25 protein-coding genes are annotated in these 21,167 nt (G+C 68.8%); 13 read left to right on the top strand and 12 right to left on the bottom strand.

Annotated features, from left to right (window positions below; all coding sequences use genetic code 11):
• Positions 1-16 precede the first annotated feature (16 nt).
• Positions 17-1,387, top strand: a complete 1,371-nt coding sequence (locus ACODSY_RS03935; RefSeq protein WP_488950346.1) for a M20/M25/M40 family metallo-hydrolase — start codon at positions 17-19, stop codon at positions 1,385-1,387.
• 3 nt (positions 1,388-1,390) lie between these two features.
• Here the strand turns inward: ACODSY_RS03935 and ACODSY_RS03940 are convergent, their stop codons facing one another.
• Positions 1,391-2,254, bottom strand: a complete 864-nt coding sequence (locus ACODSY_RS03940; protein WP_488950347.1) for a dienelactone hydrolase family protein — start codon at positions 2,252-2,254, stop codon at positions 1,391-1,393.
• Positions 2,255-2,345: 91 nt separating this feature from the next.
• On the opposite strand from ACODSY_RS03940, the gene ACODSY_RS03945 reads away from it, so the two are divergent.
• Positions 2,346-3,113, top strand: a complete 768-nt coding sequence (locus ACODSY_RS03945) for a hypothetical protein (RefSeq protein WP_488950348.1) — start codon at positions 2,346-2,348, stop codon at positions 3,111-3,113.
• Here the strand turns inward: ACODSY_RS03945 and ACODSY_RS03950 are convergent.
• From ACODSY_RS03950 to ACODSY_RS03960, 3 genes are all read right to left on the bottom strand, one after another.
• On the bottom strand, positions 3,110-3,562 hold the full coding sequence (locus tag ACODSY_RS03950; protein WP_488950349.1) for a hypothetical protein: 453 nt from the start codon (positions 3,560-3,562) through the stop codon (positions 3,110-3,112). The two genes, ACODSY_RS03945 and ACODSY_RS03950, sit on opposite strands and share 4 nt — an antisense overlap.
• A gap of 81 nt (positions 3,563-3,643) precedes the next feature.
• Complete coding sequence (locus ACODSY_RS03955; RefSeq protein WP_488950350.1) at positions 3,644-4,297, bottom strand: lysoplasmalogenase family protein; 654 nt, start codon at positions 4,295-4,297, stop codon at positions 3,644-3,646.
• The gene (locus ACODSY_RS03960) at positions 4,294-4,959 is read right to left on the bottom strand and encodes a nitroreductase (RefSeq protein WP_488950351.1); all 666 of its coding nucleotides are present in this window, start codon (positions 4,957-4,959) and stop codon (positions 4,294-4,296) included. The genes ACODSY_RS03955 and ACODSY_RS03960 overlap by 4 nt, the downstream gene beginning before the upstream one ends.
• A 70-nt stretch (positions 4,960-5,029) precedes the next feature.
• Here ACODSY_RS03960 and mtgA point away from each other — a divergent pair, with 70 nt between their 5' ends.
• The 3 genes from mtgA (at position 5,030) to ACODSY_RS03975 (ending at position 6,597) form a co-directional block, all read left to right on the top strand.
• Entirely contained in the window at positions 5,030-5,734 is a 705-nt protein-coding gene (mtgA, locus tag ACODSY_RS03965; protein WP_488950352.1) for a monofunctional biosynthetic peptidoglycan transglycosylase, read from the top strand.
• Positions 5,735-5,885: 151 nt separating this feature from the next.
• Positions 5,886-6,098, top strand: coding sequence for a hypothetical protein (locus ACODSY_RS03970; protein WP_488950353.1), 213 nt, complete (start codon positions 5,886-5,888; stop codon positions 6,096-6,098).
• Between the two features lie 73 nt (positions 6,099-6,171).
• Positions 6,172-6,597, top strand: a complete 426-nt coding sequence (locus ACODSY_RS03975; RefSeq protein ID WP_488950354.1) for a CBS domain-containing protein — start codon at positions 6,172-6,174, stop codon at positions 6,595-6,597.
• A 351-nt stretch (positions 6,598-6,948) separates the two neighbouring features.
• On the opposite strand, the gene ACODSY_RS03980 is transcribed toward ACODSY_RS03975, so the two are convergent.
• Positions 6,949-7,185, bottom strand: coding sequence for a hypothetical protein (locus ACODSY_RS03980; protein WP_488950355.1), 237 nt, complete (start codon positions 7,183-7,185; stop codon positions 6,949-6,951).
• Positions 7,186-7,315: 130 nt separating this feature from the next.
• On the opposite strand from ACODSY_RS03980, the gene ald reads away from it, so the two are divergent.
• The gene (ald, locus tag ACODSY_RS03985) at positions 7,316-8,428 is read left to right on the top strand and encodes an alanine dehydrogenase (protein WP_488950356.1); all 1,113 of its coding nucleotides are present in this window, start codon (positions 7,316-7,318) and stop codon (positions 8,426-8,428) included.
• A gap of 42 nt (positions 8,429-8,470) precedes the next feature.
• Here ald and ACODSY_RS03990 read toward each other — a convergent pair whose 3' ends face one another.
• On the bottom strand, positions 8,471-9,439 hold the full coding sequence (locus tag ACODSY_RS03990) for a WD40 repeat domain-containing protein (protein WP_488950357.1): 969 nt from the start codon (positions 9,437-9,439) through the stop codon (positions 8,471-8,473).
• A 160-nt stretch (positions 9,440-9,599) separates the two neighbouring features.
• Here ACODSY_RS03990 and ACODSY_RS03995 point away from each other — a divergent pair, with 160 nt between their 5' ends.
• The 3 genes from ACODSY_RS03995 (at position 9,600) to ACODSY_RS04005 (ending at position 10,881) form a co-directional block, all read left to right on the top strand.
• Entirely contained in the window at positions 9,600-10,043 is a 444-nt protein-coding gene (locus ACODSY_RS03995) for a biopolymer transporter ExbD (RefSeq protein ID WP_488950358.1), read from the top strand.
• A gap of 133 nt (positions 10,044-10,176) precedes the next feature.
• On the top strand, positions 10,177-10,596 hold the full coding sequence (locus tag ACODSY_RS04000; RefSeq protein WP_488950359.1) for an ExbD/TolR family protein: 420 nt from the start codon (positions 10,177-10,179) through the stop codon (positions 10,594-10,596).
• A 96-nt stretch (positions 10,597-10,692) separates the two neighbouring features.
• Positions 10,693-10,881 carry a hypothetical protein gene (locus ACODSY_RS04005; protein WP_488950360.1) on the top strand — a complete coding sequence of 63 codons (189 nt, stop codon included), beginning with the start codon at positions 10,693-10,695 and terminating at the stop codon, positions 10,879-10,881.
• A gap of 3 nt (positions 10,882-10,884) precedes the next feature.
• Here the strand turns inward: ACODSY_RS04005 and ACODSY_RS04010 are convergent, their stop codons facing one another.
• Positions 10,885-11,967 (bottom strand): CobW family GTP-binding protein, encoded by a 1,083-nt coding sequence (locus ACODSY_RS04010; protein WP_488950361.1) that lies wholly within the window; start codon positions 11,965-11,967, stop codon positions 10,885-10,887.
• An 87-nt stretch (positions 11,968-12,054) separates the two neighbouring features.
• Between ACODSY_RS04010 and ACODSY_RS04015 the strand changes: the two genes are divergently transcribed.
• Both ACODSY_RS04015 and ACODSY_RS04020 read left to right on the top strand, forming a co-directional pair.
• The gene (locus ACODSY_RS04015) at positions 12,055-13,023 is read left to right on the top strand and encodes a cation diffusion facilitator family transporter (protein ID WP_488950362.1); all 969 of its coding nucleotides are present in this window, start codon (positions 12,055-12,057) and stop codon (positions 13,021-13,023) included.
• Between the two features lie 22 nt (positions 13,024-13,045).
• On the top strand, positions 13,046-14,164 hold the full coding sequence (locus tag ACODSY_RS04020; RefSeq protein WP_488950363.1) for a serine hydrolase: 1,119 nt from the start codon (positions 13,046-13,048) through the stop codon (positions 14,162-14,164).
• On the opposite strand, the gene ACODSY_RS04025 is transcribed toward ACODSY_RS04020, so the two are convergent.
• From ACODSY_RS04025 to ACODSY_RS04035, 3 genes are all read right to left on the bottom strand, one after another.
• Positions 14,161-14,562 (bottom strand): hypothetical protein, encoded by a 402-nt coding sequence (locus ACODSY_RS04025; protein ID WP_488950364.1) that lies wholly within the window; start codon positions 14,560-14,562, stop codon positions 14,161-14,163. The genes ACODSY_RS04020 and ACODSY_RS04025 overlap by 4 nt on opposite strands.
• Before the next feature lie 87 nt (positions 14,563-14,649).
• The gene (locus ACODSY_RS04030) at positions 14,650-15,024 is read right to left on the bottom strand and encodes a PRC-barrel domain-containing protein (RefSeq protein WP_488950365.1); all 375 of its coding nucleotides are present in this window, start codon (positions 15,022-15,024) and stop codon (positions 14,650-14,652) included.
• 50 nt (positions 15,025-15,074) lie between these two features.
• Positions 15,075-16,274: a helix-turn-helix domain-containing protein gene (locus ACODSY_RS04035; protein ID WP_488950366.1), complete on the bottom strand. Its 1,200-nt coding sequence runs from the start codon at positions 16,272-16,274 to the stop codon at positions 15,075-15,077.
• 122 nt (positions 16,275-16,396) lie between these two features.
• Between ACODSY_RS04035 and ACODSY_RS04040 the strand changes: the two genes are divergently transcribed.
• Positions 16,397-18,364 (top strand): TonB-dependent receptor plug domain-containing protein, encoded by a 1,968-nt coding sequence (locus tag ACODSY_RS04040; protein WP_488950367.1) that lies wholly within the window; start codon positions 16,397-16,399, stop codon positions 18,362-18,364.
• A 40-nt stretch (positions 18,365-18,404) separates the two neighbouring features.
• The gene (locus ACODSY_RS04045) at positions 18,405-19,802 is read left to right on the top strand and encodes a PepSY domain-containing protein (RefSeq protein ID WP_488950368.1); all 1,398 of its coding nucleotides are present in this window, start codon (positions 18,405-18,407) and stop codon (positions 19,800-19,802) included.
• Positions 19,803-19,854: 52 nt separating this feature from the next.
• On the opposite strand, the gene ACODSY_RS04050 is transcribed toward ACODSY_RS04045, so the two are convergent.
• Together ACODSY_RS04050 and ACODSY_RS04055 are read right to left on the bottom strand one after the other, a co-directional pair.
• Positions 19,855-20,151: a hypothetical protein gene (locus ACODSY_RS04050; RefSeq protein WP_488950369.1), complete on the bottom strand. Its 297-nt coding sequence runs from the start codon at positions 20,149-20,151 to the stop codon at positions 19,855-19,857.
• Between the two features lie 86 nt (positions 20,152-20,237).
• A complete protein-coding gene (locus tag ACODSY_RS04055) occupies positions 20,238-21,152 on the bottom strand; it encodes an acyltransferase family protein (protein WP_488950370.1) in 915 nt (304 codons plus the stop codon).
• Positions 21,153-21,167 lie beyond the last annotated feature (15 nt).

Genomic DNA, 21,167 nt, shown 5'->3' on the forward strand with positions numbered 1-21,167 from the left:
GGTATGGTCGCGCACCATGCGCATCGCCATTCCCGCCCTCGCCGCCGTTCTCGTCGCAACGACGGCTCACGCCCAGCCGCTCGGTGGTGAGCAGCCGCTGCTCAAGGAGCTGGCGGGCCAGGTGTCGCCTGCGCGGCAGAAGGCGACCATCGAGAAGCTGGTGTCGTTCGGCACGCGGCACACCGGGTCCGACACCAAGTCGGACAAGCGCGGCGTCGGCGCCGCGCGGCGCTGGATCGCTTCGGAGTTCGAGGCGGCTTCGAGGGAGTGCGGCGGCCGGCTGAAGGTCGCGACGCCCTCGAAGTTGATGACCGCGGAGCGGCTGGCCGGGCCGACCGAGGTGGTGGATGTGCTGGGCATCCTGCCGGGGACCAGTGACCCCAACCGGGTGATCGTGATCTCGGGCCACTACGATAGCCGGGTCACCGACGCGAAGAACTTCACATCCGATGCGCCGGGCGCCAACGACGACGGCTCGGGAACGGCGGCGGTGATGGAAGCCGCGCGGGTGCTCTGCAAGCAACAGTTCCCCGCCACCCTGGTGTTCGCCGCCCTGGCCGGCGAGGAACAGGGCCTGCTGGGCGGCAAGGTGCTGGCCGAGTACGCCGTCGCCCAGGGATGGAGCGTCGAGGCCAACCTCAACAACGACATCGTCGGCAACACCGAAGGCATCGGCGGCGCCCGTAACAACACCCATGTGCGGATCTTCTCCGAGGGTACGCGCACGACCGAGACCGCCGAGGAAGCCAACCGCCGCCGGTACAATGGGGGCGAGGTCGACAGCCCGTCGCGCAACCTGGCTCGGTTCATGGACGGGATGGCCGACCGCTACCTCAGCAACTTCGATGTGGTGATGGTCTATCGCACCGACCGGTTCAGCCGCGGCGGCGACCAGGTGGAGATGCTGAAGGCGGGCTTCCCGGCGGTGCGCGTCACCGAGGCCGTGGAGAACTACACCCGCCAGCACCAGGACCTGCGCACCGAGAACGGGATCAAGTTCGGCGACACGGTGGACGGCGTCGACTTCGCCTACCTGGCCCAGGTGACCCGCCTCAACGTGGTCACCATGGCTGCGCTGGCTTCCGCCCCGAAGCCGCCGGTGGGCGTGCAGATCGCCGGCGCGGTCAGCGCCGACACGACGGTGAAGTGGACCCCCTCGCCAGACGCGGCCGCCTACCGCGTTTGGTGGCGAGGCACGACCGAGCCGCAGTGGACCCACTCGCGGGTCGCCGGGACCAGCGGCGAGATGAAGCTGACCGGGGTCAATATCGACGACTGGTTCTTCGGGGTCAGCGCCATCGGCGCCGACGGCCACGAGAGCCCGGTGGTGTTTCCGGGCCCCGCGGGCACGTTCGAACGCGGCGGGGCCGCCGCCGCGCCGAAGTAGAGGTCAGGCCAGGCTCGCCTTGTAGAGCTTGCTGAGTTCGGCCCAGGCCTTCTCCGCGGCGGCCTCGTTGTAGACCTGGCTGCCTTTCACGCACCATCCGTGGTCGGCGGGATAGACTTCGACCGTGGCGGTCTTCTTCGCCTCGGCGAAAGCGGCCTTCAGGATGTCCTTGGACTCGGGCTGCTTCTCGTCGTCGTTCTTGGCGACGGCGACCAGGTAGGCGGCGTTGGTCTTTGGGATCAGCAGGTGAGGGCTGTCGGGCGCCTTCGTGGTGAGCCCGCCGCCATGGAACGAGCCCACGGCTCCGATGCGGTTCGGAACCGCCGCGGCCGTCCGGAACGAGAGCGGCCCGCCCATGCAGTAGCCCTGCACCCCGGCCTTCTTCTTCTTGTCGGTCTGCGGCTGGGCGTCGAGGAAGGCCAGGTAGGCCTTGGCGTCGTTGTCGACGCCGTCATTGGTCATCGCCTGGCGATAGCCCATCACCCGCGCGCGATCTTCGCGCTTGTTGAAGTCGAACCCGGGCGTCGCCACCGGCCCCTTCACCGAGCGATAGAACGGGTTCGGGACCAACACGACATGGCCTTGCGCGGCCAGCCGGCGACCCATCTCCCGAAACGCGGGCCGCAGGCCGGCGATGTCGGTCCAGATAAGCACGGCGGGCCAGGTCCCCTTGCCGGCCGGATGGAACAGCGCGCCATCGGCGACGCCGTCCGCGGTCTTCACCTCGACATCCTTCTCCACCACCTCGCCGGCGGCGTGAGCTGCGGTGGCGACGCCGCCCGCGGCGGCCACCGACATCAGTCCAAAGGTGCGGCGCGAAACGGTGGGGTCGTAGACGAGCCCGACGTGGATGTCGTCGTCACACATGGCAGAGCCTCCCGGTGGTCTTGTTTCTGGACGCGTATGCGCCGGGCCGAATGTTGCGGAGTTATTTCCCGGCGCGCTAGACCAACAGGCGATGTCGTCCGAACACCCAGCGCGCGCGGAGCGCCTCGGACCCTATTTCGAGGCGCAGCTTCGGCTGGCCGGGCGAATGGCCGAGCTGACCGGCGCTCCGCTGGGCGAGATGGCTCTGCGCCACACCAACCTTCACCGACGGCTCGGATTCGGCGTGAACCTGCCGGACCAGGACGGCTCTGAGGGCTGGAAGGCCTACGCGCGTGGGCTTGAGGCGGCGGGGGACTTGGCCGCGCGTGTAGCGCTGTCGCAGTCGGCCTGCGCCTCCAACCCGCCGGAGACGATCCCGCACCCTTGGCAGGCGGGCTTCGGCTGCTTCGCCTGCGACGCGCCCGACGCCGAGGGCGTGGTGCGAATCCACTTCTTCAACGCCGACACCGACGACGTCGGCGGGCCCCTGGCCCGCGCCAAGCTGGAACGCCGCCGCGCGGAACTTGCGGCAATGACCCGCCATGTGCTGACGGGGCATCCCGAGGCGCAGGTCATCCGCGGCAAGTCCTGGCTGTACAACGTCGAGGCCTACCGCCGGCTGTTTCCGGCGGACTACGCCGCGTCGAGGACGGTATGGACGGGCTCCCTGCACCTGACCGGAACGTCGAGCTGGGGCCAGATCATCGACAGCCGCGAGCAGGTGCGGCCGGACGTGCGCGACGCGCTACTCGCGAACCTGCCGTCGCTCGATGCGAATCGACCGTGGCTGGTCTTCCCGCTGCGCGTGCTGGCGACCGAAGCGCCGATCGACAGCTTCGCCGCCGAATACGGGCTCTAGCGCGCCGTCTCAGGCGCGGCGGCGGCTTCGCGACGACGCCGACGACGGTCCTGGCTGCGGAGCTCGGCGAACGTGGTGTCCGGATGGGTTCGCGCCAGCTCGCGCAGCCGGCCGATCGCGACGGGCGCATACGCGGTGGTTACGCCCGCGATGTCCCCGAAGAAGTCGTGAAACGACATCTCGCGGCCGACCAGCGATTGGGCAAGCTCGCTTGCGCCGCCCAGCGCCACGAAGGCCAGGGCGATCTCGAAGGCGCGGGAGCGGGGCAGGGCGCCTGTGGCCACCAGGGTCAGGGCGTAGAACAGCATCCCATGCGCTATGGTGTCCGGGAACGGCAGGTGCAGGTCGTCGTACTGGAACGGCCCCGACAGCGCGGCCACCGCGGCCAAGCCGCCGACGATCGCGCCGACGCGCAGCATCCTGATCAGGCTGTGGGGCGTGAGCCGCATGGGATTCCGTTCGAGCCGGGCGAGCCCAAACCCTGGCCGAACGCGGTGAAGACCGGTTGAAGATCGTTGGTTAGCGGAACCTCAACGCACGGATTGCGGCGAACGGTCGCCCAGCGTCCGCACCGCGCCCAGCGCGATCAGCGCCTGGCCGCCGAAGTAGAGGCCCCAGACGGTGAGGCCCATGGGGAAGGTGTCCATCGCCGGGCGGCCGGTGCGCAGGAAGATCAGCAGGTCCGAGACCGCGAACATCAGGGCCCCCGCGAAGACCAGGGTGCGCGGAAAGCGGCTGAGGAACGCCGCGGCGGTCATGGCGGCTAGGCCGGAGGCGTAGAGCGCGATGCCAGGAGCGCCCGCCCGGTCCGGCGGCAGGAGATAGGCGACGCCGGTGATGACCACGAACAACAGGCCGGCGATGGCCCAGTGGCGCGCGGCCGTGTGGGGCCGGCGGTTCTTCAGATAGAGCCAGATCGCCATCAGGTGCCCGGTCAGGAACGCCAAGGCCCCCGTAATCAGGCCGTGCGTCTCGAGCAGCACGTCGCCCAGGGCCCCGAAGGCCATGACCACGGCCAGCAGCCAGCCGTCGAGGCTCCGGGCGTTCAGCGCGGCGTAGACCGCGAGCAGGCCGACCCCCGTGCCCTTCCAGGCGGTGCTGAGCCCGGGCGGCAGGTCCAGGAACCAACTGGCCACATAGGAGATCCCGCCGAACAGGGCGGCCCAGAGGACGATGCGTTTCAAGCCTCGAACCCTTTCAGTTCGCACCAGACGTCCACCGGGTCGCGGGTGGAGCGCCAGGCGTTGATGGCGTGGTCGGGGTCGCGATAGCCGAGGGCCATGCCGGAGAACACCATGTGATCGTCGGGCAGGCCCAGCGCCTTGGCGACGGTCCTCGGGTAGCGGGCCCAGAACTCCTGGGCGCAGGTGTCGAGGCCCGCCTCGACGGCCAGCAGCATCACGTTCTGCATGTACATGCCGAGGTCGGCCCACTGCGGCAGGCCGAGCTTGCGGTCGAGGCAGAAGAACAGGCCGACCGGCGCGCCGAAGAACTCGGTGTTGCGCGCCAGCCAGCGCAGGCGCTGCGCCTTGTCTTCGCGCGGCACGCCGACGGCGGCGTAGAGCTGCTCCCCATTCTCGAAGCGGCGGGTGCGGAAGGGGTCCCAGAGGCTGGGCGGATAGACGTCGTACTCCGGCGTCTCGCCCATCGGGTTCTTCGCCACCTCGGCCTTGAAGTCCGCCAGCGGCTGGCCGGCCAGGGCATAGACCCGCCACGGCTGCAGATTGCCGCCCGAGGGCGCCAGGGCCGCCTTTTCAAGGATGCCCGCCACGATGGCGCGCGAGGGGGCCTGGTCGGTGAAGGCGCGGATGGAGATCCGGCGGGCGATCGCGTCCGAGACGTTCATGGCTGTTCCAATTGACCAGGGCCTTACGAATCGCGCCTAGCATCCGTTCGTAGGGTGAAGGCAAGCGCGCGTGGCGAAACGAGGCAAGAGCGGCGGGTTCTGGGGCGTGGTGAAGGCCATCGTCGTGGCCGGCCTGATGGTGTTCTTCATCGGCCCGGTAATCGTGGTCGCGGTCTACCGGTTCGTGCCGCCGCCGATAACCTACCTCATGATCCAGCGGGTGTTCGAGGGCCACGGCTTCGAGCGCAAATGGGTCCCGATCGAGCGGATTTCGCCGGCGCTGGTGCGCGCGGTGATCGCCGCCGAGGACGCGCGCTTCTGCGAACATCACGGCTTCGACGTCGAGGCGATCGAGAAGGCCATGAAGGCAAACGCCGCCGGCAAGAAGATGCGCGGCGGCTCCACCATCAGCCAGCAGACGGCCAAGAACGTCTTCCTCTGGCCGGGCCGCGACTGGGTGCGCAAGGGCCTGGAGGCCTGGTTCACCGTCCTGATCGAGGTGGGCTGGGGCAAGGAGCGGATCATGGAGGTCTATCTGAACTCCATCGAGTGGGGCCCCGGCGTGTACGGCGCCGAGGCGGCGGCGCAGAAGAATTTCCACGTGCCGGCGTCGAAGCTGACGGCCGCCCAGGCCGCGCGCCTGGCCGCCATCGTACCTAAGCCCCTTTCGTGGAAGGCCGCGAAGCCCGGGCCGTACATGAAGCGCCGGGCGGGCAGCATCAACCGCAACGCCCGCGTGGTGCGCAACGAGGGCCTCACCGCCTGCGTGCTCTGAGGCGCGGCCTCGGCGATCCAGGCCGTCCGGCGCCCAATCGCTCGTCAATTCCGCGCTTCGCGGTTCCGGCGGGCGATTGTCGTTGTCGTGACTTGTGGCCGGCGTAGTCTCTCCGCGTGGAGGGACGCCCAATCACACGAGGATTGGCGCCATGAGATTGAGATCCGCCCTCGCTGCCAGCGTGCTGGCGCTGCCCCTTTCGATGCCGGTCGCGCCGGTCGCGCGCCTGCCGCATCCGGAGGCGGCCGCATGGCTGCTCATGCTCATGGGCTTTGGCGCGACCGGCGCGATGCTCCGCATGCGCCGGAGCTGGGCCGCCGCCCCGCAGCCGGTTCGTGATACTTCGACGTTCAATCAACAGTGAAGCACCGGCGGTCGGGAACGGCCGAGCTCGATCGGGGTTCTTGTCTGCCGACGACCCCGAAGGAGCCCGCCCCATGAACGTCAGTGAAGTCATGACCGCCCAGGTGGTCACCGCCACCCCCCGCTCGACCATCGCCGAGGTCGCGCAGACCATGGCCAAGATCGAGAGCGGCGCCGTGCCCGTCGTCGACGACGGAAAGGTTGTCGGCCTGGTCACGGACCGCGACATCGTCATCCGCGTGGTCGCCGAGGGCCTGGGCCTCGATACGCCGGTGTCCCAGGTCATGACCGAGGACGTCGAGACGTGCAGCGAGAACGACAATGTCGCCGACGCCACGGCCAAGATGGGTTCGAAGCAGATCCGCCGGCTGGTTGTGCTGAACGACCAGGGCCGGCTGGCCGGCATCATCTCGCTGGGCGACATCGCCGTGGACTACGGCGCCAAGAAGGTCGGCCAGACGCTGGAAGAGATTTCCGAGAACTCGCCCGCGGCCCACTAGGGTCGCGTGCAGCCGGGCGGAGCGAGGGCGTATCGTTCGCCCACGCCCGCCTTCTGGCGCGTGAGCGCCACGCGGTCGCCGGTGCGGCAGCGGGATCCTCTGGCTAGCCCTATGCGCGCGCTGCGCCCATCGACGAGGACATCGGCGTAGGGCTGCGAGCCGTGTTACGTTTCGCTGAAGCCCAGACTTGCGATTACCCCGTGAGCGACGCGAGGCGGTCCGGCCGGTAGGTTGATCGCGACGAGGCCGCCGCAGAGGATGAGCAGGGTCAGGAGCGCGGCGACCAGCCCGAAGTGCTCGCGAGCCCAGAACATCACGACACGCAGCCCTGATGGTCGTGTCTGCCTTTGGTCAGCCTTCGTCATCGTCGCCCTCGGCCTGCCGACGCACCAGTTCGGCCAGTGAGGGCGGTGGACGGAGTATGGGCATGTTCATTCCGACGATCAGCAGGAAGCCGGTCACCAGCGCGGCGCCGCCCCGTCGGCGCTTGGCCGCCTGCACGGCCCACACCGCCAGCGGCGTCAGCGCCGTGACGATGATCAGGCCCAGGACGAGCGATCGAAGCTCAGCCAGCATGGCTGGGAGCATGGGCGGCCGCCCGTCCGCTGGCAACGCAGAACGCGAGGGCGAAGGCTTCGCCCTGCCACGCTTGACCCTCGGCGGGGTCGCTCCCCAAATGCCCGCCCTACCGCAGTAACTCACCCTGGGAGACCGTCCGATGCGTGTTGGCGTGCCGCGCGAGATCAAGCCGGACGAGTATCGCGTGGGGCTGCCGCCCACGGCGGTGCGGGAATACGTCTCCAGGGGCCACGAGGTGATCGTCGAGGCCGGCGCGGGCGTCGGCGCAGGCTATGCGGACACCGCCTACGAGCGGGCCGGCGCGAAGATCGTGCCGGACGCGGCGGCCGTGTTCTCCGGCGCCCAGATGATCGTCAAGGTGAAGGAGCCGCAGGCCGTCGAGTGGGCGCGCCTGACGAAGGACCACATCCTCTTCACCTACCTGCACCTGGCGCCGGACCCGGCGCAGACCGAGGGCCTGCTGGCGTCGGGCTGTGCGGCCGTCGCCTATGAGACGGTGACCGACGACAACGGTGGCCTGCCCCTCCTGGCGCCCATGTCCGAAGTGGCCGGCCGCATCGCGGTCTTCTCGGCCGGCGAGACCCTGCTGAAGCACAACGGCGGCATGGGCCTGCTGATCTCGGGCGTGCCGGGCGTGCCGCCGGCGCGGGTCTGCATCCTGGGCGGCGGCGTGGTGGGGGCCAACGCAGCGCAGATGGCCGCCGGTCTGGGCGCCGAGGTGGTGATCGTCGAACGCTCGATCCCGCGCATGCGCTACATCGACGACATCTTCGCCGGCCGGGTCATCACCCGCTACTCGACGTACGACGCCGTCGAGGAGGAGGTCCTGAAGGCCGATGTGGTGATCGGCGCGGTGCTGTCGGCGGGGGCGGCGGCCCCCAAGCTCGTCCGCCGCGAGCATCTGTCACGGATGAAGCCGGGCTCGGTGCTGGTGGACGTGTCGATCGACCAGGGCGGCTGCTTCGAGACCAGTCGGCCGACCACCCACAAGGAGCCCACCTACGTCATCGACGGCGTGGTCCACTACTGCGTGGCCAACATGCCGGGCGCCGCGCCGCGGACGTCGTCGGAAGCCCTGGTCCACGCGACCCTGCCCTTCGGGCTGCAGCTGGCCGACCAGGGCCTGGATGCGCTGAATAGGAACAAGCACCTCGCGAAGGGCCTGAATGTGCTGGCGGGAGAGGTCACGCACCCGGCGGTGGCCGAGGCGCTCGGCAAGCCCTTCAAGGACCCCTACGGCGCCTGGAAGTAGGCTAGCGACAAAGTCCTCCCCCGCTGGGGGTGCATCTGCATCCTACGAGATCTCGGCGACGCCACCATTGCCGTCCTCGTCCCCCCACGCCACGCGCTTGGCGTCGGGGCTGAGAGCGAGGGCGGAGATGGCGGCGCCCTTCTCGGACTTGATGGGGACCAGCTTCTCGCCGGTCACGTCAGCCGCCCAGACGCGGCCGTCGTCCAGGCCGGCGGCCAGCCAGGTCTTGTCGAGCCCGGTCGCGATGCGCGTGGTCAGCGCCGAGTCGTCATAGCCGATCTCGGCCGCCTGCTTGCCCATCGGTCCGGTCGCGCCGGCGAATGGCCAGCAGACCGCCCCGTTGGCGCCCGACGTGGCCATCAGCGCGCCCTTCGACATGAAGGCCAGGCTGCGAACCTTCGACGGATAGCCGCCCATCCGCATGTTCTTCTCGTCGGCCACCCGCCAGCCGTGCAGCTGGTTCTCCTGCATAGCGCTGACCAGGAACTTGCCGTCCGGGCTCCAGCAGGCAGCGATGTGGCTGCCCGCCCACTTGAGGATCGTGGGCTTCTGGTCGGCGATCCGCGCATACCACAGCCAGACGCCGCCGTAGGTCGCGGCGGCCAGGCGCCGTCCCTTGGGGTCGAAGGCGATGTCGGCGATCGACTTCTCGTGGACGAAGGTGCGCGCGAAGGCCGGGTCGGAGGGATCGCGCACGTGCAGTTCGCGGCCGGCGGCGAAGGCGACCAGCTTCGACTCGGGGCTGGCGGCGACCGAGTCGATCCACTTTCCGGGCAGCCTGGCGATTTCCTGGGCGCCGGCAGGCGTGGAAAGCACCAGCCGGCCATCGTCCCCGCCGGTGAGAATGCCTTCCCCGCTAGGTGGCAGGCAGGCTGAGAGGATGGCGCCGTCGTGGGCCTCGACGGTCTCGCCGCCCTCGAAGCGGACGGAGCCGTCCCCGAGGGCGAAGGCGGCCCTCCCGGCCCGGTCGAAGAGGGCGGCCGTCACATAGGCGTCGAAGCTGAAGGTCATGGCGGCTTCCTAGGAGGGCGGGAAGCGCCGGGCAAGCGCGGGGCGTTTTCGACAGGCGAACAGCGTTCCGGCGCTTTCGACTTTACAAGCCCTTACCGGCTTGCCAATGGTCGGGCCGAAGGCGCGGACTGAGCGCGCTAAGGGTAAGGAACCAGGATTCATGGGCGGTAAGGTTGGCGGAGGGGGCGGATCCAAATTCGACCTCGGCCAGAACTCGGACATGAACGTGACGCCCTTCGTGGACGTCATGCTCGTGCTTCTCATCATCTTCATGGTGTCGATCCCGGCCGCGACGGTGTCGATCAAGCTCGACCTGCCGCCGGCGATCCCGCCGCCCCCGGGCACCAAGGTGAAGGAGCCCCTGCTGATCAACATTCAGCGGGGTCAGCGCATCTTCATCGGTGAACAGGGCACGACACTCGATCGTCTGGCTTCGGACCTCACGGCCCGCTTCCAGGTCGAGGATCCGACCATTCCGCCGACCGAGCAGCGCGTGTACATCCGCGCCGACCGGGACGTGCTGTACGGCGAGTTCATGGGCGTCATGAACGACCTGCAGGGCAACGGCTTCTATCAGGTCGCCCTGATCAACGAAGAGCTCTAGCCTCTTTCGAACAGCTTCACGAAAGGCCCGCCGGGGGAAACCCCGGCGGGCTTTTTCTTCGACCCGATCCTGGGCTTGTATAAATTTACAGAGATAATATATTACAGGCGTAACCTTTCAGGAGGACGCGCTCATGGGAGCCTCGCTTTCCGCCCGCAACGACGTCTGGAACGTGCGCCAGAACGCCGAGATCAACGTCACGCCCTTCGTCGACGTCATGTTGGTGCTGCTGATCATCTTCATGGTGGCGTTGCCGGTCTCGACGGTGTCGGTGAAGGTCGACCTGCCCCAGGCGCAGGCGGCGCCCACGCCGGCCCAGGCCCCGGTGATCGTGACCCTGACGCTGGCAGGCCGCATCTATGTGGGCGAGCGCGCCGTCAGTCTTGAGGCCTTGCCCGAGCTGGTCGCCGCGGGCGCAGGTCCGCGGCCGACGGAGCAACGGATCTACCTGCGGGCGGACGAGGGTGTCCGCTACGGCGCCCTCATGGGCGTGATGAACCGCCTGCGCGCCCACGGCTTCGAGAAGGTGGGTCTCGTCGGCGAAGATCTCTGATGTTCATCATTAATCGCGGGGCAACCTTGGAAGCTTAACCATGGCCGGCGGTGGGGCCAGAACGGCCTTGGGAACAGCGCAAAGGCGCGGAAGACGATGTGGCAGACGTTCGAGATCACGGTGGCAGGCGCGGCGCATCGCGCCCGGTTCAGGCTGGTGGGCCGCCAGGTGGTGATGGAATGGCGCGGCGGCCGCACCGTCGACTGGTGCGGCGTCCTGCGCCCCGAGGTCGTCGCCGCCCAGCGTCTCCGCCGGATGCTCAATGAGACGGCGGTCGCGGCTTAGGGTCTAAGCCGCGATACAGCTCTCGAAACCGGCCCGCAGGCCCGCCTCGTCCAGATTGCGGCCGATAAACACCAGCCGCGAATAGCGGTTGTCGCCGGCCTTCCAGGGCCCTTGGAAGTCACCTTCGAGGATCATGTGCACGGCCTGGAACACCAGCCGGCGCTCCTCGCCCTTCACGTCCAGGATCCCCTTGGCGCGCAGGATGTCCACGCCCTGAGTCTGAAGGACGTTGTTGAGCCAGGCGGTGACCTTGTTTCCGTCGATAGGCTTGTCGGACGTCAGCGAGATGGAGCTGATCCCGCTCTCGGCGACGTGGTCGTGAATGTGGCCGTGCCCGTGGTCATGACCGTGATGGTGGTCATGATCATGGTCGTGGTGATGATGGTCGTGGTCGCAGTGCTCGTCGTGCACGTGCCCGGCCTCGCCATGCGCCGGGTTCAGGAAGTCGGGCTGCAACTCGGTCACGCGCGTCAGGTCGAAGGCGTGGCGCCCCAGGATCGCGTCCAGCGGCACGTTCGAGCGCTGCGCCCGGCGGATCGGCGCCATCGGGTTCAGCGTGCGGATGGCCTTCTCTACCTCGGCGAGGTCGGCCTCCGAGACCAGGTCGGTCTTGTTCAGGATGATCTGGTCGGCGAAGGCGATCTGCTCGGCGGCCTCCTTGGAGTCCTTCAGCCGCAGCGGCAGGTGCTTGGCGTCGACGACGGTGGTCACGCTGTCCAGCTCGGTACGGGCGCGCACGTCGTCGTCCACGAAGAAGGTCTGGGCCACCGGCGCGGGGTCGGCCAGGCCGGTCGTTTCCACGATGATGCCGTCGAACTTGCCCTTGCGCTTCATCAGGCCCGAGAGCACCCGGATCAGGTCGCCGCGCACCGTGCAGCAGACGCAGCCGTTGTTCATCTCGAAGACCTCTTCGTCCGCGCCGACGATCAGGTCGTTGTCGATCCCCACCTCGCCGAACTCGTTGACGATGACGGCGTACTTCTTGCCGTGGTCCTCGGAGAGGATGCGGTTCAGCAGGGTCGTCTTGCCGGCGCCGAGGTAGCCGGTCAGCACGGTGACGGGGGTCTTGGTGAGGGTCTCGCTCATGGGCCGTCATGTAAGCGGACGAGCGGGACTTATGAAGTGCCGTTCTCTGGGCTAGTGTTATCCGACGTGAGCGTTATATTATAACATATGACCACTGCCGACCGGCCCGAGACCGCGCCCGCCACGCCGCTGGACGCCTTCCGCGAGGACCGCACCTATCTGGGCGCGGACCATCGGCGCAACGAGCGCCGGACCTGGATTGTGACCGCCATCTGCGTGGCGACCCTCGCGGCGCTGGTCGCCGGCGGTGCGGCGACCCGTTCCATGGCCCTGGTCGCGAGCGGCCTGCACATGGCCGCGCATGTCGTCGCTCTCGTGGTCGCCGCCGGCGCCTACGCCCTCGCGCGGCGTCACGCCGAAAACCCAGCCTTCAGCTTCGGCACCGGCAAGATCGGTTACCTCGCGGGCTTCGCGAACGCCGTGGTGCTGGCCGTCACCGCCGTCCTGATCGCTGTGGAGAGCGTCGCGCGCCTGCTGAACCCGGAGGCCGTCGACTATCAGGACGCGCTCCCGATCGCCGCGGGCGGCCTCGTGGTGAACCTGGTCTGCATCTGGCTGCTGAAGCCCACGGGCGTCACCGCGTCCCGGAACGACCCGCAGGGCGACCTCAACCTGTCGGCCGCCCACCTGCATCTCAGCGCCGACGCCGCCGTATCGGTGCTGGCCCTGGCGGCCATCGGTGCGGGTCAGTGGTGGGGCCTCAGCTTCGCCGACCCCCTGGCCGGTCTGCTGGCGGCGTTCCTGGTCGCCCAGTTCGCCTGGAGCCTCATGCGCAAGGCCGGCGCGGCGCTGGTGGACATCAATCCTTCGCCCGAGCTGACCTCGGAGGTGCGGCGACGGCTGTCGGACGAGGGTGAGACGGTGGTCGACCTGCACCTTTGGCGTCTGGGGCCCGGCCACCACGCCGTGATCGCGGTCATCGCGGCCCAGCATCCCAAGCCCGTGGCGACATACCGCGCCCGGCTTGCTGGACTGGCGGGCCTGTCCCATGTGACGGTCGAAGTCCGCGCGAGCGGCGATGCGCACGACCATCACCATGGGCACGCGCACGATTGAGTAGCTGGAGCGTTCCGCCCGTATGGCGCAGTGGTCTCGAATCTTCCGTAGCCGCCGGGCGATCGCCGCCGGCGTGCTGGTCGCGGCCGCGGCGCTGGCCGGAGGCCTGGTCTCCGCGGATCGATCCGTCAGGCTCGCGTCCGGGCCGCTGACCGCGGCCCGCCTCGAGATCCAGCGCCGCCAGGCGCCGCCGGCCCCAGAGGCCTTGCAGACGCGGCTCGCCGAGCTGGTCGCGGCCTATGGCGAGGAAGTCGGCGTCGCCGTGACCGACGTCGACACCGGCTGGACCGCCGGCGTGGACATGGACCGGCCCTATCCCCAGCAGAGCGTCTCCAAGCTCTGGGTAGCCATCGCGGTGATGAAGGCGGCCGACGAGGGGCGGCTGGATCCGGAAGCCACGGTGACCCTCACCGACGCCGATCGGTCGGTCTTCTTCCAGCCCGTCTCCTACAAGATCGGTTCGGCCGGCTACTCGACGCCCATCTCCGACCTGCTGCGCCGCGCGCTGGTCGAAAGCGACAATGCCGCCAACGACCGGCTGATGCGCGAACTGGGCGGCCCCGACGGCGTGGCCGAGACCCTGAAGGACATGGGCCTGACGGGCGTCAAGGTCGGCGCGTACGAACGTGACCTGCAGGCCCGGACGGCCGGGCTGGTGTGGCAGGCGGACTACGGCATCGGCTGGAACTTCCAGGCCGCCCGTCAGGCGCTGCCGATGGACCTCCGCCAGGCGGCGATGGACGCCTATCTCGCCGATCCGCTGGACGGCGCCTCGCCGGCGGGCATCACCGGGGCGCTGGCCGCCCTGTCGCGCGGCGAGCTGCTCTCAGAAGCCTCGACCCAGCGCCTGGTCGGCCTGATGGCCCAGGCCCGCACGGGTCCGCGACGGCTGAAGGGCGGCCTGCCCGCCGGCTGGTCGATCGCCCACAAGACCGGCACGGGCCAGGATTTCCGCGGCGCGTCGGTCGGCATAAACGATGTGGGCCTGCTGACCGCCCCCGACGGCCGCGTCTATGCCGTCGCGGTGATGATGCGCCACACCCGCCAGTCGGTGCCGGCGCGCCTGGCCTTCATGCAATCGGTGACCCGCGCCGTGGCCGAGCAGTGGGTGCGCGACGACGCCTTCCAGACGGCGGACTAGTTTCCGGCGGGGCGCGCGCCAGACGGCCGCTGGATGCCCTTCACGACGGTCACCTTGATCGGGTCGCCCTCCATGCTCTTGGAGGTCCACACCGCGCCCACACCGCCGTTGGCCGGAAAGGGCGTACAGTACTTGATGGGGATCGGGATCGGCTTGGACTGCTTCAGGCACACCTCGCCCGCGTCCTTGGCCGACCACTTGCCCGACGACCACTTGCCGCGCCGGCCAAAGGCTTCCCAGCTGCCGTCGGGATTGAACCAGAGCCACTGGTACTTGCCGTCGGGATAGAGCGCCTTGACGGTGTTGCCGAAGGCCGCGGTGATCCCCTGCGACGGGGCGGCCTCGGCCGAGGTCGCAACGAGGGCGAGGGCGGTCAGGGATGCAATGAACAGTCGCATGGGTTTGCTGTACGCTCGGCCGGGTCGGAAAGATGAAAGGGGCGCTCGTATCGCCCCGCGCACCTGAACCCAAGCTGAAAGAAAGCCTTAGCCCCAGTAGGGGCCGATGCCGTAGCTGGAGTAGTAGTTGTAAATGGCGTCCCGGCTCAGGCTGTCGTTCCAGCCCGACAGTTCCGTCTCGTCGATCATCGGCGCCGTCTCGAGGTCGGCCTTCTCCAGGGGGATGACGTACGCAGCCTTGTCCCTGTCGTACTTCAGGAGCTTCCAGGGCACGGGATGATACTTGGCGCCGATCCCCAGGAGGCCGCCGAACGACAGTATGGCGTAGGCCACCTCGCCGGAGACTTTCTCGATGGCCACGTCCTCGATCTTGCCCAGCTTCTGGCCGGCCTTGTTCACGACGTCGGTGCCGTTCACCCGGTCGGCGGGGATCAGGGGGTGCGTCGGCTCGCTGGCGGTCATGCAGGGCTCCTTCTTCGATGGTCCGTTAAACGGCTAGGCTCCCCGCCGGTTCAGCGGCCGGTCATAACCCGCTTGGCGCCAAGCGCCGTCCGGCCGACGCCGTCGACCTCGTAGAGCGCCTCCAGCGGCCCGGCTTGAGGTTCCAGCCCAACCAGCGCCTTCCGGTCTGTGGCCACTTCGGCCATCTGCATCACCCCGATGTCGCGGTTGCCGGCGATGATGATGAAGTGGTTGCCTGCCGGCCCCTGGAAGGCGGCCAGGTAGCCATAGTCGCGGTTCGGCCGGTCGCCGGAGGCGGCGCCGGCTCCCGAGACAAACGTCTGGCCGGTCTTCCGGTCGATCAGTTCGTCGTACGTCGCCCCGATGGTGAGGCGCGAACGCTCGAACACCGGCTCCTGCAAGAGCCGCAGGCCGGAAAGGTAGCCCACGTAGACGATGTCGGCGCCCTTCATCAGGTCGGGCGTCAGGTGCGAGGCGGTGATCACCCGAACCCCGTCCAGGCCGCCGGCCGCCTGGCGCACCAGCGGCATGACCTCCCGCAGAGCCAGCGTGGCGCCCACCGGCGTGTAGTAGGTGTCGAGGTCGACATAGCGGCCCTGGAGTTGAGGGTTGTCCATCAGCCAGGCGTCGAGGTCGGCGGGCGAGTTGATCTCGAAGGCGCGCACCATGCGCTTGGGGCCGTCGCCGTAATCCGTGTCGCCGAAGATGTAGTAGTCGCCCACCACGACGAGGACCGGGCGATCGCGTCCGATCCCGGCCCACAGGGGCGAAGCGGCGGTGCGCGCCAGGTCGCGCGACGGCGCGGTCTCCCGCGCAACATAGGCCCAGCCGGCGAGGTTGGCCGCAATCAGGGCCAGTGCGCCGGCGATGGCCGGCCAGATCCGGCGGGGACGCGCTTTGCTCGGGGCGGGCGATGCTTCGCCCGGTCCGGTCTCGACCACGTCCAGCCGGTATTCGCCGATGGGGATCACCAGGCGGTGCGGCTCGGTTGCGCCAGGGCCGGCGTAGAAGGCCTCCAGCTTCTTGCGGAGGCGATGGACATAGACCCGCACCGACGCGTCGCCGGACAGGTCGAGGCCACGGCCGAACACGTCCAGGGCGACGTCGGCCTCCCGCAGGACGCGGCCATCCCTGGTCGGTTCGGCGAGGTAGTCGAACAGGCGCGCCAAGCCGTGGCTGCGTCCCAGGACCCCGCTCTCGCGAACCCTCGCGACCTGCGCCGCCAACGCTTCGGAACGCTGCCCGTTCATACCCGACTTTCGACTCCCCGCCGCTCCTGTAACCCCCTGTAACGCGCCTGGAAACCGTAAAGTACGGGTGCGCCGGCCGCGCGCGCCCTAACGCCCGGGACATGGGGCTGGGGGATCGTGAGATGGGGATGCGGCATACGTGGCTGCTGGGCGCCGCGCTGGCGGCGCTGGCTGGCGGCGCGAGCGCGGCGGAGGCCGAGGTGGATGAGCTGGTCGTCACCGGCGCACGCCTTGACGAGACGCTGCCACAGGAACTGTCGCGCTACGGCAGCGACCTCGAGACCATCAGCGCAGAGACCGTGCGCAGGAACGCCTATGTCGACGTCTCCCAGGCCCTGCAGATGCAGACGCCCGGCCTGTTCATCGCCCCGCGCAACGGTCCGTTCAGCTACGTCGATCTCTCGTTGCAGGGTTCGCGCACCGGTGACGTGCTCTGGCTGGTCGACGGCGTGCGGATCAACAACCGCCTCTACACGTCGACCAGTCCGGCCGACACGCTGCCGGCCAGCATGGTCGAGCGCATCGAGGTGCTGAAGGGCGGCCAGAGCCTGTTCTACGGGACCCAGGCCGCGGCAGGCGTGATCAATGTGGTCACCCGCGCCTATTCGGACCAGCTCAGCGGCAACCTCACGGTCGGCGGAGACACTAACCAGGGGGTCAGCGCCAACGCCATGGTCCGCGGCGCCGCGGGGCCGGCCCGTCTTGTCGCCTGGATCTCGAAGGACGAGGCGGAGGGCTACAAGACCTTCGACGTCTTCCAGCCCAGCGCCACGGCCCGCAAGCGCGGCTACGACGTGGTCAGCTATGGCGGCAAGCTGGGCTTCGACCTGGGCGCCGACGTGAAGGCCAACCTCTACTACCAGCACACCGACGCGCATCTGGACTATCCGGGCCCGCGCCTGACCCGCCTGTCGTTCAACGATCGCGACGAGGAGATCGCCAGCGCCAGCCTGGACTGGACCGCCAGCGAGCAGGTCCAGCTCTCGGTGAAGGGCTACTACCACGACTGGGACAGCGTCTATTCGACGGTCAACAACGTGCCCGGCAACCTGTCGGCGCCCGGTGTCATCATCGATGACCTCACCTACTGGGGCTACGAGGACTACGGCATCAGTGTCCTGGCCAGGCTGAACCTGGTGCGTGGGTTCGAGTTCGATCTCGGCTACGACTTTCAGAACTTCAACGGCCGCGACGAGGTGCTGCTGATCGCTCAGCAGACCGAGAAGGTGCACGCCTTCGTGGCCCAGGTCCGGACCACCGACGAGCTGATGCCGAACGCCCACCTGGCGGCCGGCTTCCGGTTCAACAAGACCGACGAGGCCGACAAGGCCGTCTGGAACGTCTCGGGCCGCTGGGACGTGACGCCGGAAATCTACCTGGAGGGCGTGGTCGGCACGTCGTTCATCCTGCCCAGCGCCGAACAGCTCTACGCCTTCGACCCCTGCTGCGCGGCGGGCAACCTGGACCTGAAGCCCGAGGAGAGCCTGAACGGCAACGTTTCGGTGGGCGGCCAGGCGGGCCGGTTCACCTGGCAGCTGACCGGCTTCGCGCGGAAGATCGACGACCTGATCGTCGACGTCTACGACCTGCCGGCCTTCCCCGACGGACTGTACGTCAACGTCAACCAAGCGGTTAAATCTCGCGGCCTGGAGCTGTCGGGCACAGCGCAGATCACCGACGCGATCTCGGCGCGGGCGTCCTATGCCGCAACCCGGACGCGGGCCGAGGGCGCGGGCCGGCAGTTCGATCGGATCCCCAAGGCCCAGGCCAAGGGCGCCATCAGCTACGATCCCGCCGACCGGCCGTTCGGCGCCTCGGCCTCGGCCATCTGGACCGGCGACGTCTATCAGCAGGTCAGCGGCTTCGGCCGGGTGAACTACGGGGACTATGTCGTGATCGACCTGGCGGCCTTCGCCTACCTCGACAAGGCCCGGCGTCATCGGGTCACCGCCCGGCTGGAGAACGCCTTCGACGATGACTATGCAACGCGGGTGAACTCGGCCGCCATCGACCTCTCGACGCAGCGGTTCTTCTACCGTTTCCTGGGCGTCCCCCGCACCCTGCACGTGAGCTACGCCTATTCCTTCTGACGCCAAGCCCGCTCGCAAGCCCTGGGCGCCCAGGTGGCTGGTGGTCGTCCACCGCTACGTCGGCATCGTCATGGGCCTGCTCATGCTGCTCTGGTTCGTGAGCGGCGTGGTGATGCTGTGGGTGCACTGGCCTGACGTGACCGACCAGGAGCGCGCGGCGGCCCAGCCGCCGATCGCTTGGACCCGTTGCTGCAATTTCGGCGAAGTCCAGGAGGTGCTCCAGGTCTCGAACGCGGTGGTCGAGGACCTTGCGGGCCGTCCAGTGCTCCGCTTCGACGGCCAGACGCTGGACCTGGCCAGCGGTCGGGAGCTCCACCAGGTCAGCTCGACGGAGGCCGCGCGGGTCGCCCAGGCCTACGCGGCCGCGCACGGGATCGGCGGCCGTCCCGGAACGCCCGAGGCTATCGAGCGCGACCAATGGACCGTCACCGGCTATTTCAACACGCGCCGGCCCTTCTATCTCTTCCATTTCGACGATCCGGCCCGCACCGACATCTATGTCTCGGCCCACACCGGCGCGGTGTCGCAGGTCGTTAACGCGCGGGAGAAGGTGCTGAACTGGCTGGGGCCGATCCCGCACTGGCTCTATCCCGAGGCGCTGAGGGCCGACACCAAGCTCTGGGCCCAGGTGGTGATCTGGACCTCGATCGTCGGCACGTTCCTGACCCTGACGGGCCTCTACCTGGGCGTGATGTCCTGGCGGCCGTGGCGAGACCGGCGGCTGACGCCCTATCGGGGCTGGATGGCCTGGCACCATCTGACCGGCCTGTTCGCCGGCCTGCTCACCTTGGCCTGGGTGGCGAGCGGCCTGGTGTCGATGAGCCCGTGGGGCTTCCTCGAGAGCGGGCCCGACGACCGGTCCGAGCAGCTAACCGGAGCGGTCTCGTTCGGCGACCTCAAGCTGGCGGTGCAGGCCGCACGCGCAAGCGGCGTCCAGGCGCGCCAGCTGACCGTCGCGCCGTTGGGCGGCCAGGTCTTCCTGATGGCCGACGGCAAGCGCCTGGACGCTGCGGCTCGGCCGGCGCCGCTCGCCGGATCGGAGCTTGCCGAGGCGGCGAACCGGCTCGGGCCCATCCGCCGGGCCGGGACGATCACGGAACCCGACGCCTATTTCTACGAGGGCCATGACGTCCACGCGCGGCTTCCCGCCTATCGCGTCGAGCTCACCGATGGCGTGCGGTTCTATCTGGACCCGGTCTCGGGCGAGGTGCTGCAGCGGATCGACGGGGCGGCGAAGGGCTATCGTTGGCTGTTCAACGCGCCGCACCGGTTCGACTTCGTGGGCGGGCTCTACGGCGGGGCCGGGTGGGCGATAGCCATGGTCGCGCTGCTGATCTTCTCGGGAGCTGGCGTGGCCACTGGCGTCTGGCTGGGCTGGCGGCGGGCGAAGTCCGACGGTCTGCAGCTCGCACGCAGAAAGGCCCCGAAGCTCGGCTGAGCCCGGGGCCTTCCCTGTCGTCGTTGTCGGGTGGAGACGACGAAAGGCGGGCTTAGTGCTTGGCCGCGTCCTTGATGGCGTCCGCCTTCTCGTCCGCGGCTTCCTTGGTAGCGTCGGCCTTGGCTTCCAGGCTTTCGGCGGCCGCCTCGCCCTGCGCCTTGGTGGCGTCGGCGGCGGCGTCGGCGTTGGCCTTCATGGCGTCGGCTTGTGCATTCATCTGATCGGCGGCGGCGTTGGCGTTGGCCTCGACCGCGTCAGCCTGGGCGTCGGCGGCCTTTTCGGCGGGCTTGCTGCAGGCGGCGATGCTCAGCGCGCCGAGGGCGGCCAGGGCGGTGATCGCGATGCGCATGGGGTTCTCCTGAGTGGTTACCGGGAAGAAGCGCACGAAACCGTGATTGGTTCACGGGGAACCCCATCAAATGTGGGGTCGCGGAACTACCAGGCGGGTCTCGGCCCAGGCTTGAGCTTCATGGACGGACGCTCGACCAGGAACCAGCTGGCCACGGCGAAGGGCGCAACGCCCAGGATCGCGGTCGCCACGTTGAGGTGGCCTTGGGCGGCCAGCCACTGCTGGATGGGGAAGGCATAGATGTAGACGCCGTAGCTCAGGTCGGCGGGCAGCTTGCCGGGCCGCGACAGCCCCAGCACCGCCATGGGCAGCACGAGGGGCCCCAGGAACGGGAACGCCAGGACCGAAGCGCCACCCAGCCAAAGCGGGATCGGGCGTCGCGAGAGCTGGAGCGCCGCGCCAGCGAAGAACAGCAACCCGTTGCGCGCGCCGAGGAAGATCACGCGCGTAAGCTTCTCGTGCGCCCAGTCGGGCTGGGTGAAGGTCATGATCACGAAGACCGCGGCGCAGGCGATCATCAGCGCCAGCACCCAGCGTAGCCGCGCCCCGATCAGCATCAGCACGACGTAGAAGGTGAACTCGAGCCGCAGCGTCCACAACACGCCGTTGACGATCCCCGCCATGGGCACGTCCTGAAAGACCCCCGGCAGGGCGTAGGTCGCCGGGAACAGCAGGGCGTTGCGCAGCACGTACATGGCCGCCGCCGGCCAGTACTCGGCCTGCGGGGCCGTAGTGACGAACGCCAGCAAGGCTACCGTCACGACCAGCGACGCGATCAGCCCAGGTTCGATCCGCAGGATCCGCTTCAGCAGATAGGTCTTGGGATCCCGCTCGTAGCTGGCGCTGACCAGGTAGCCGCTGATGACGAAGAAGACCGAGACGCCCAGCGCACCGAGGTCTTCCACGCCCATGATCCGGAGCGGCGCCTGGCCGGCCAGCGGGAACGTGTGGCTCACCACCACCAGCAGCGCCGCGACCAGCCGCATGAGGTCGAAGTTCATGCGGCGCTGCTAGCA

This window comes from Phenylobacterium sp. FG114 (assembly GCF_057809855.1).

Coding starts and splice junctions, on each gene's coding strand:
- ACODSY_RS03975 (WP_488950354.1), top strand. CDS start 6,172: ATGAACGTCAGTGAAGTCATGACCGCCCAGGTGGTCACCGCCACCCCC.
- ACODSY_RS04015 (WP_488950362.1), top strand. CDS start 12,055: ATGACCACTGCCGACCGGCCCGAGACCGCGCCCGCCACGCCGCTGGAC.
- ACODSY_RS04050 (WP_488950369.1), bottom strand. CDS start 20,151: ATGCGCATCGCGATCACCGCCCTGGCCGCCCTCGGCGCGCTGAGCATC.
- ald (WP_488950356.1), top strand. CDS start 7,316: ATGCGTGTTGGCGTGCCGCGCGAGATCAAGCCGGACGAGTATCGCGTG.
- ACODSY_RS03935 (WP_488950346.1), top strand. CDS start 17: ATGCGCATCGCCATTCCCGCCCTCGCCGCCGTTCTCGTCGCAACGACG.
- ACODSY_RS03945 (WP_488950348.1), top strand. CDS start 2,346: ATGTCGTCCGAACACCCAGCGCGCGCGGAGCGCCTCGGACCCTATTTC.
- ACODSY_RS04040 (WP_488950367.1), top strand. CDS start 16,397: ATGGGGATGCGGCATACGTGGCTGCTGGGCGCCGCGCTGGCGGCGCTG.
- ACODSY_RS03960 (WP_488950351.1), bottom strand. CDS start 4,959: ATGAACGTCTCGGACGCGATCGCCCGCCGGATCTCCATCCGCGCCTTC.
- ACODSY_RS04005 (WP_488950360.1), top strand. CDS start 10,693: ATGTGGCAGACGTTCGAGATCACGGTGGCAGGCGCGGCGCATCGCGCC.
- ACODSY_RS04010 (WP_488950361.1), bottom strand. CDS start 11,967: ATGAGCGAGACCCTCACCAAGACCCCCGTCACCGTGCTGACCGGCTAC.
- ACODSY_RS04035 (WP_488950366.1), bottom strand. CDS start 16,274: ATGAACGGGCAGCGTTCCGAAGCGTTGGCGGCGCAGGTCGCGAGGGTT.
- ACODSY_RS04055 (WP_488950370.1), bottom strand. CDS start 21,152: ATGAACTTCGACCTCATGCGGCTGGTCGCGGCGCTGCTGGTGGTGGTG.
- ACODSY_RS04030 (WP_488950365.1), bottom strand. CDS start 15,024: ATGACCGCCAGCGAGCCGACGCACCCCCTGATCCCCGCCGACCGGGTG.
- ACODSY_RS03980 (WP_488950355.1), bottom strand. CDS start 7,185: ATGCTCCCAGCCATGCTGGCTGAGCTTCGATCGCTCGTCCTGGGCCTG.
- ACODSY_RS04000 (WP_488950359.1), top strand. CDS start 10,177: ATGGGAGCCTCGCTTTCCGCCCGCAACGACGTCTGGAACGTGCGCCAG.
- ACODSY_RS03995 (WP_488950358.1), top strand. CDS start 9,600: ATGGGCGGTAAGGTTGGCGGAGGGGGCGGATCCAAATTCGACCTCGGC.
- ACODSY_RS04025 (WP_488950364.1), bottom strand. CDS start 14,562: ATGCGACTGTTCATTGCATCCCTGACCGCCCTCGCCCTCGTTGCGACC.
- ACODSY_RS04020 (WP_488950363.1), top strand. CDS start 13,046: ATGGCGCAGTGGTCTCGAATCTTCCGTAGCCGCCGGGCGATCGCCGCC.
- ACODSY_RS03990 (WP_488950357.1), bottom strand. CDS start 9,439: ATGACCTTCAGCTTCGACGCCTATGTGACGGCCGCCCTCTTCGACCGG.
- ACODSY_RS03950 (WP_488950349.1), bottom strand. CDS start 3,562: ATGCGGCTCACGCCCCACAGCCTGATCAGGATGCTGCGCGTCGGCGCG.
- ACODSY_RS03970 (WP_488950353.1), top strand. CDS start 5,886: ATGAGATTGAGATCCGCCCTCGCTGCCAGCGTGCTGGCGCTGCCCCTT.
- ACODSY_RS03940 (WP_488950347.1), bottom strand. CDS start 2,254: ATGTGTGACGACGACATCCACGTCGGGCTCGTCTACGACCCCACCGTT.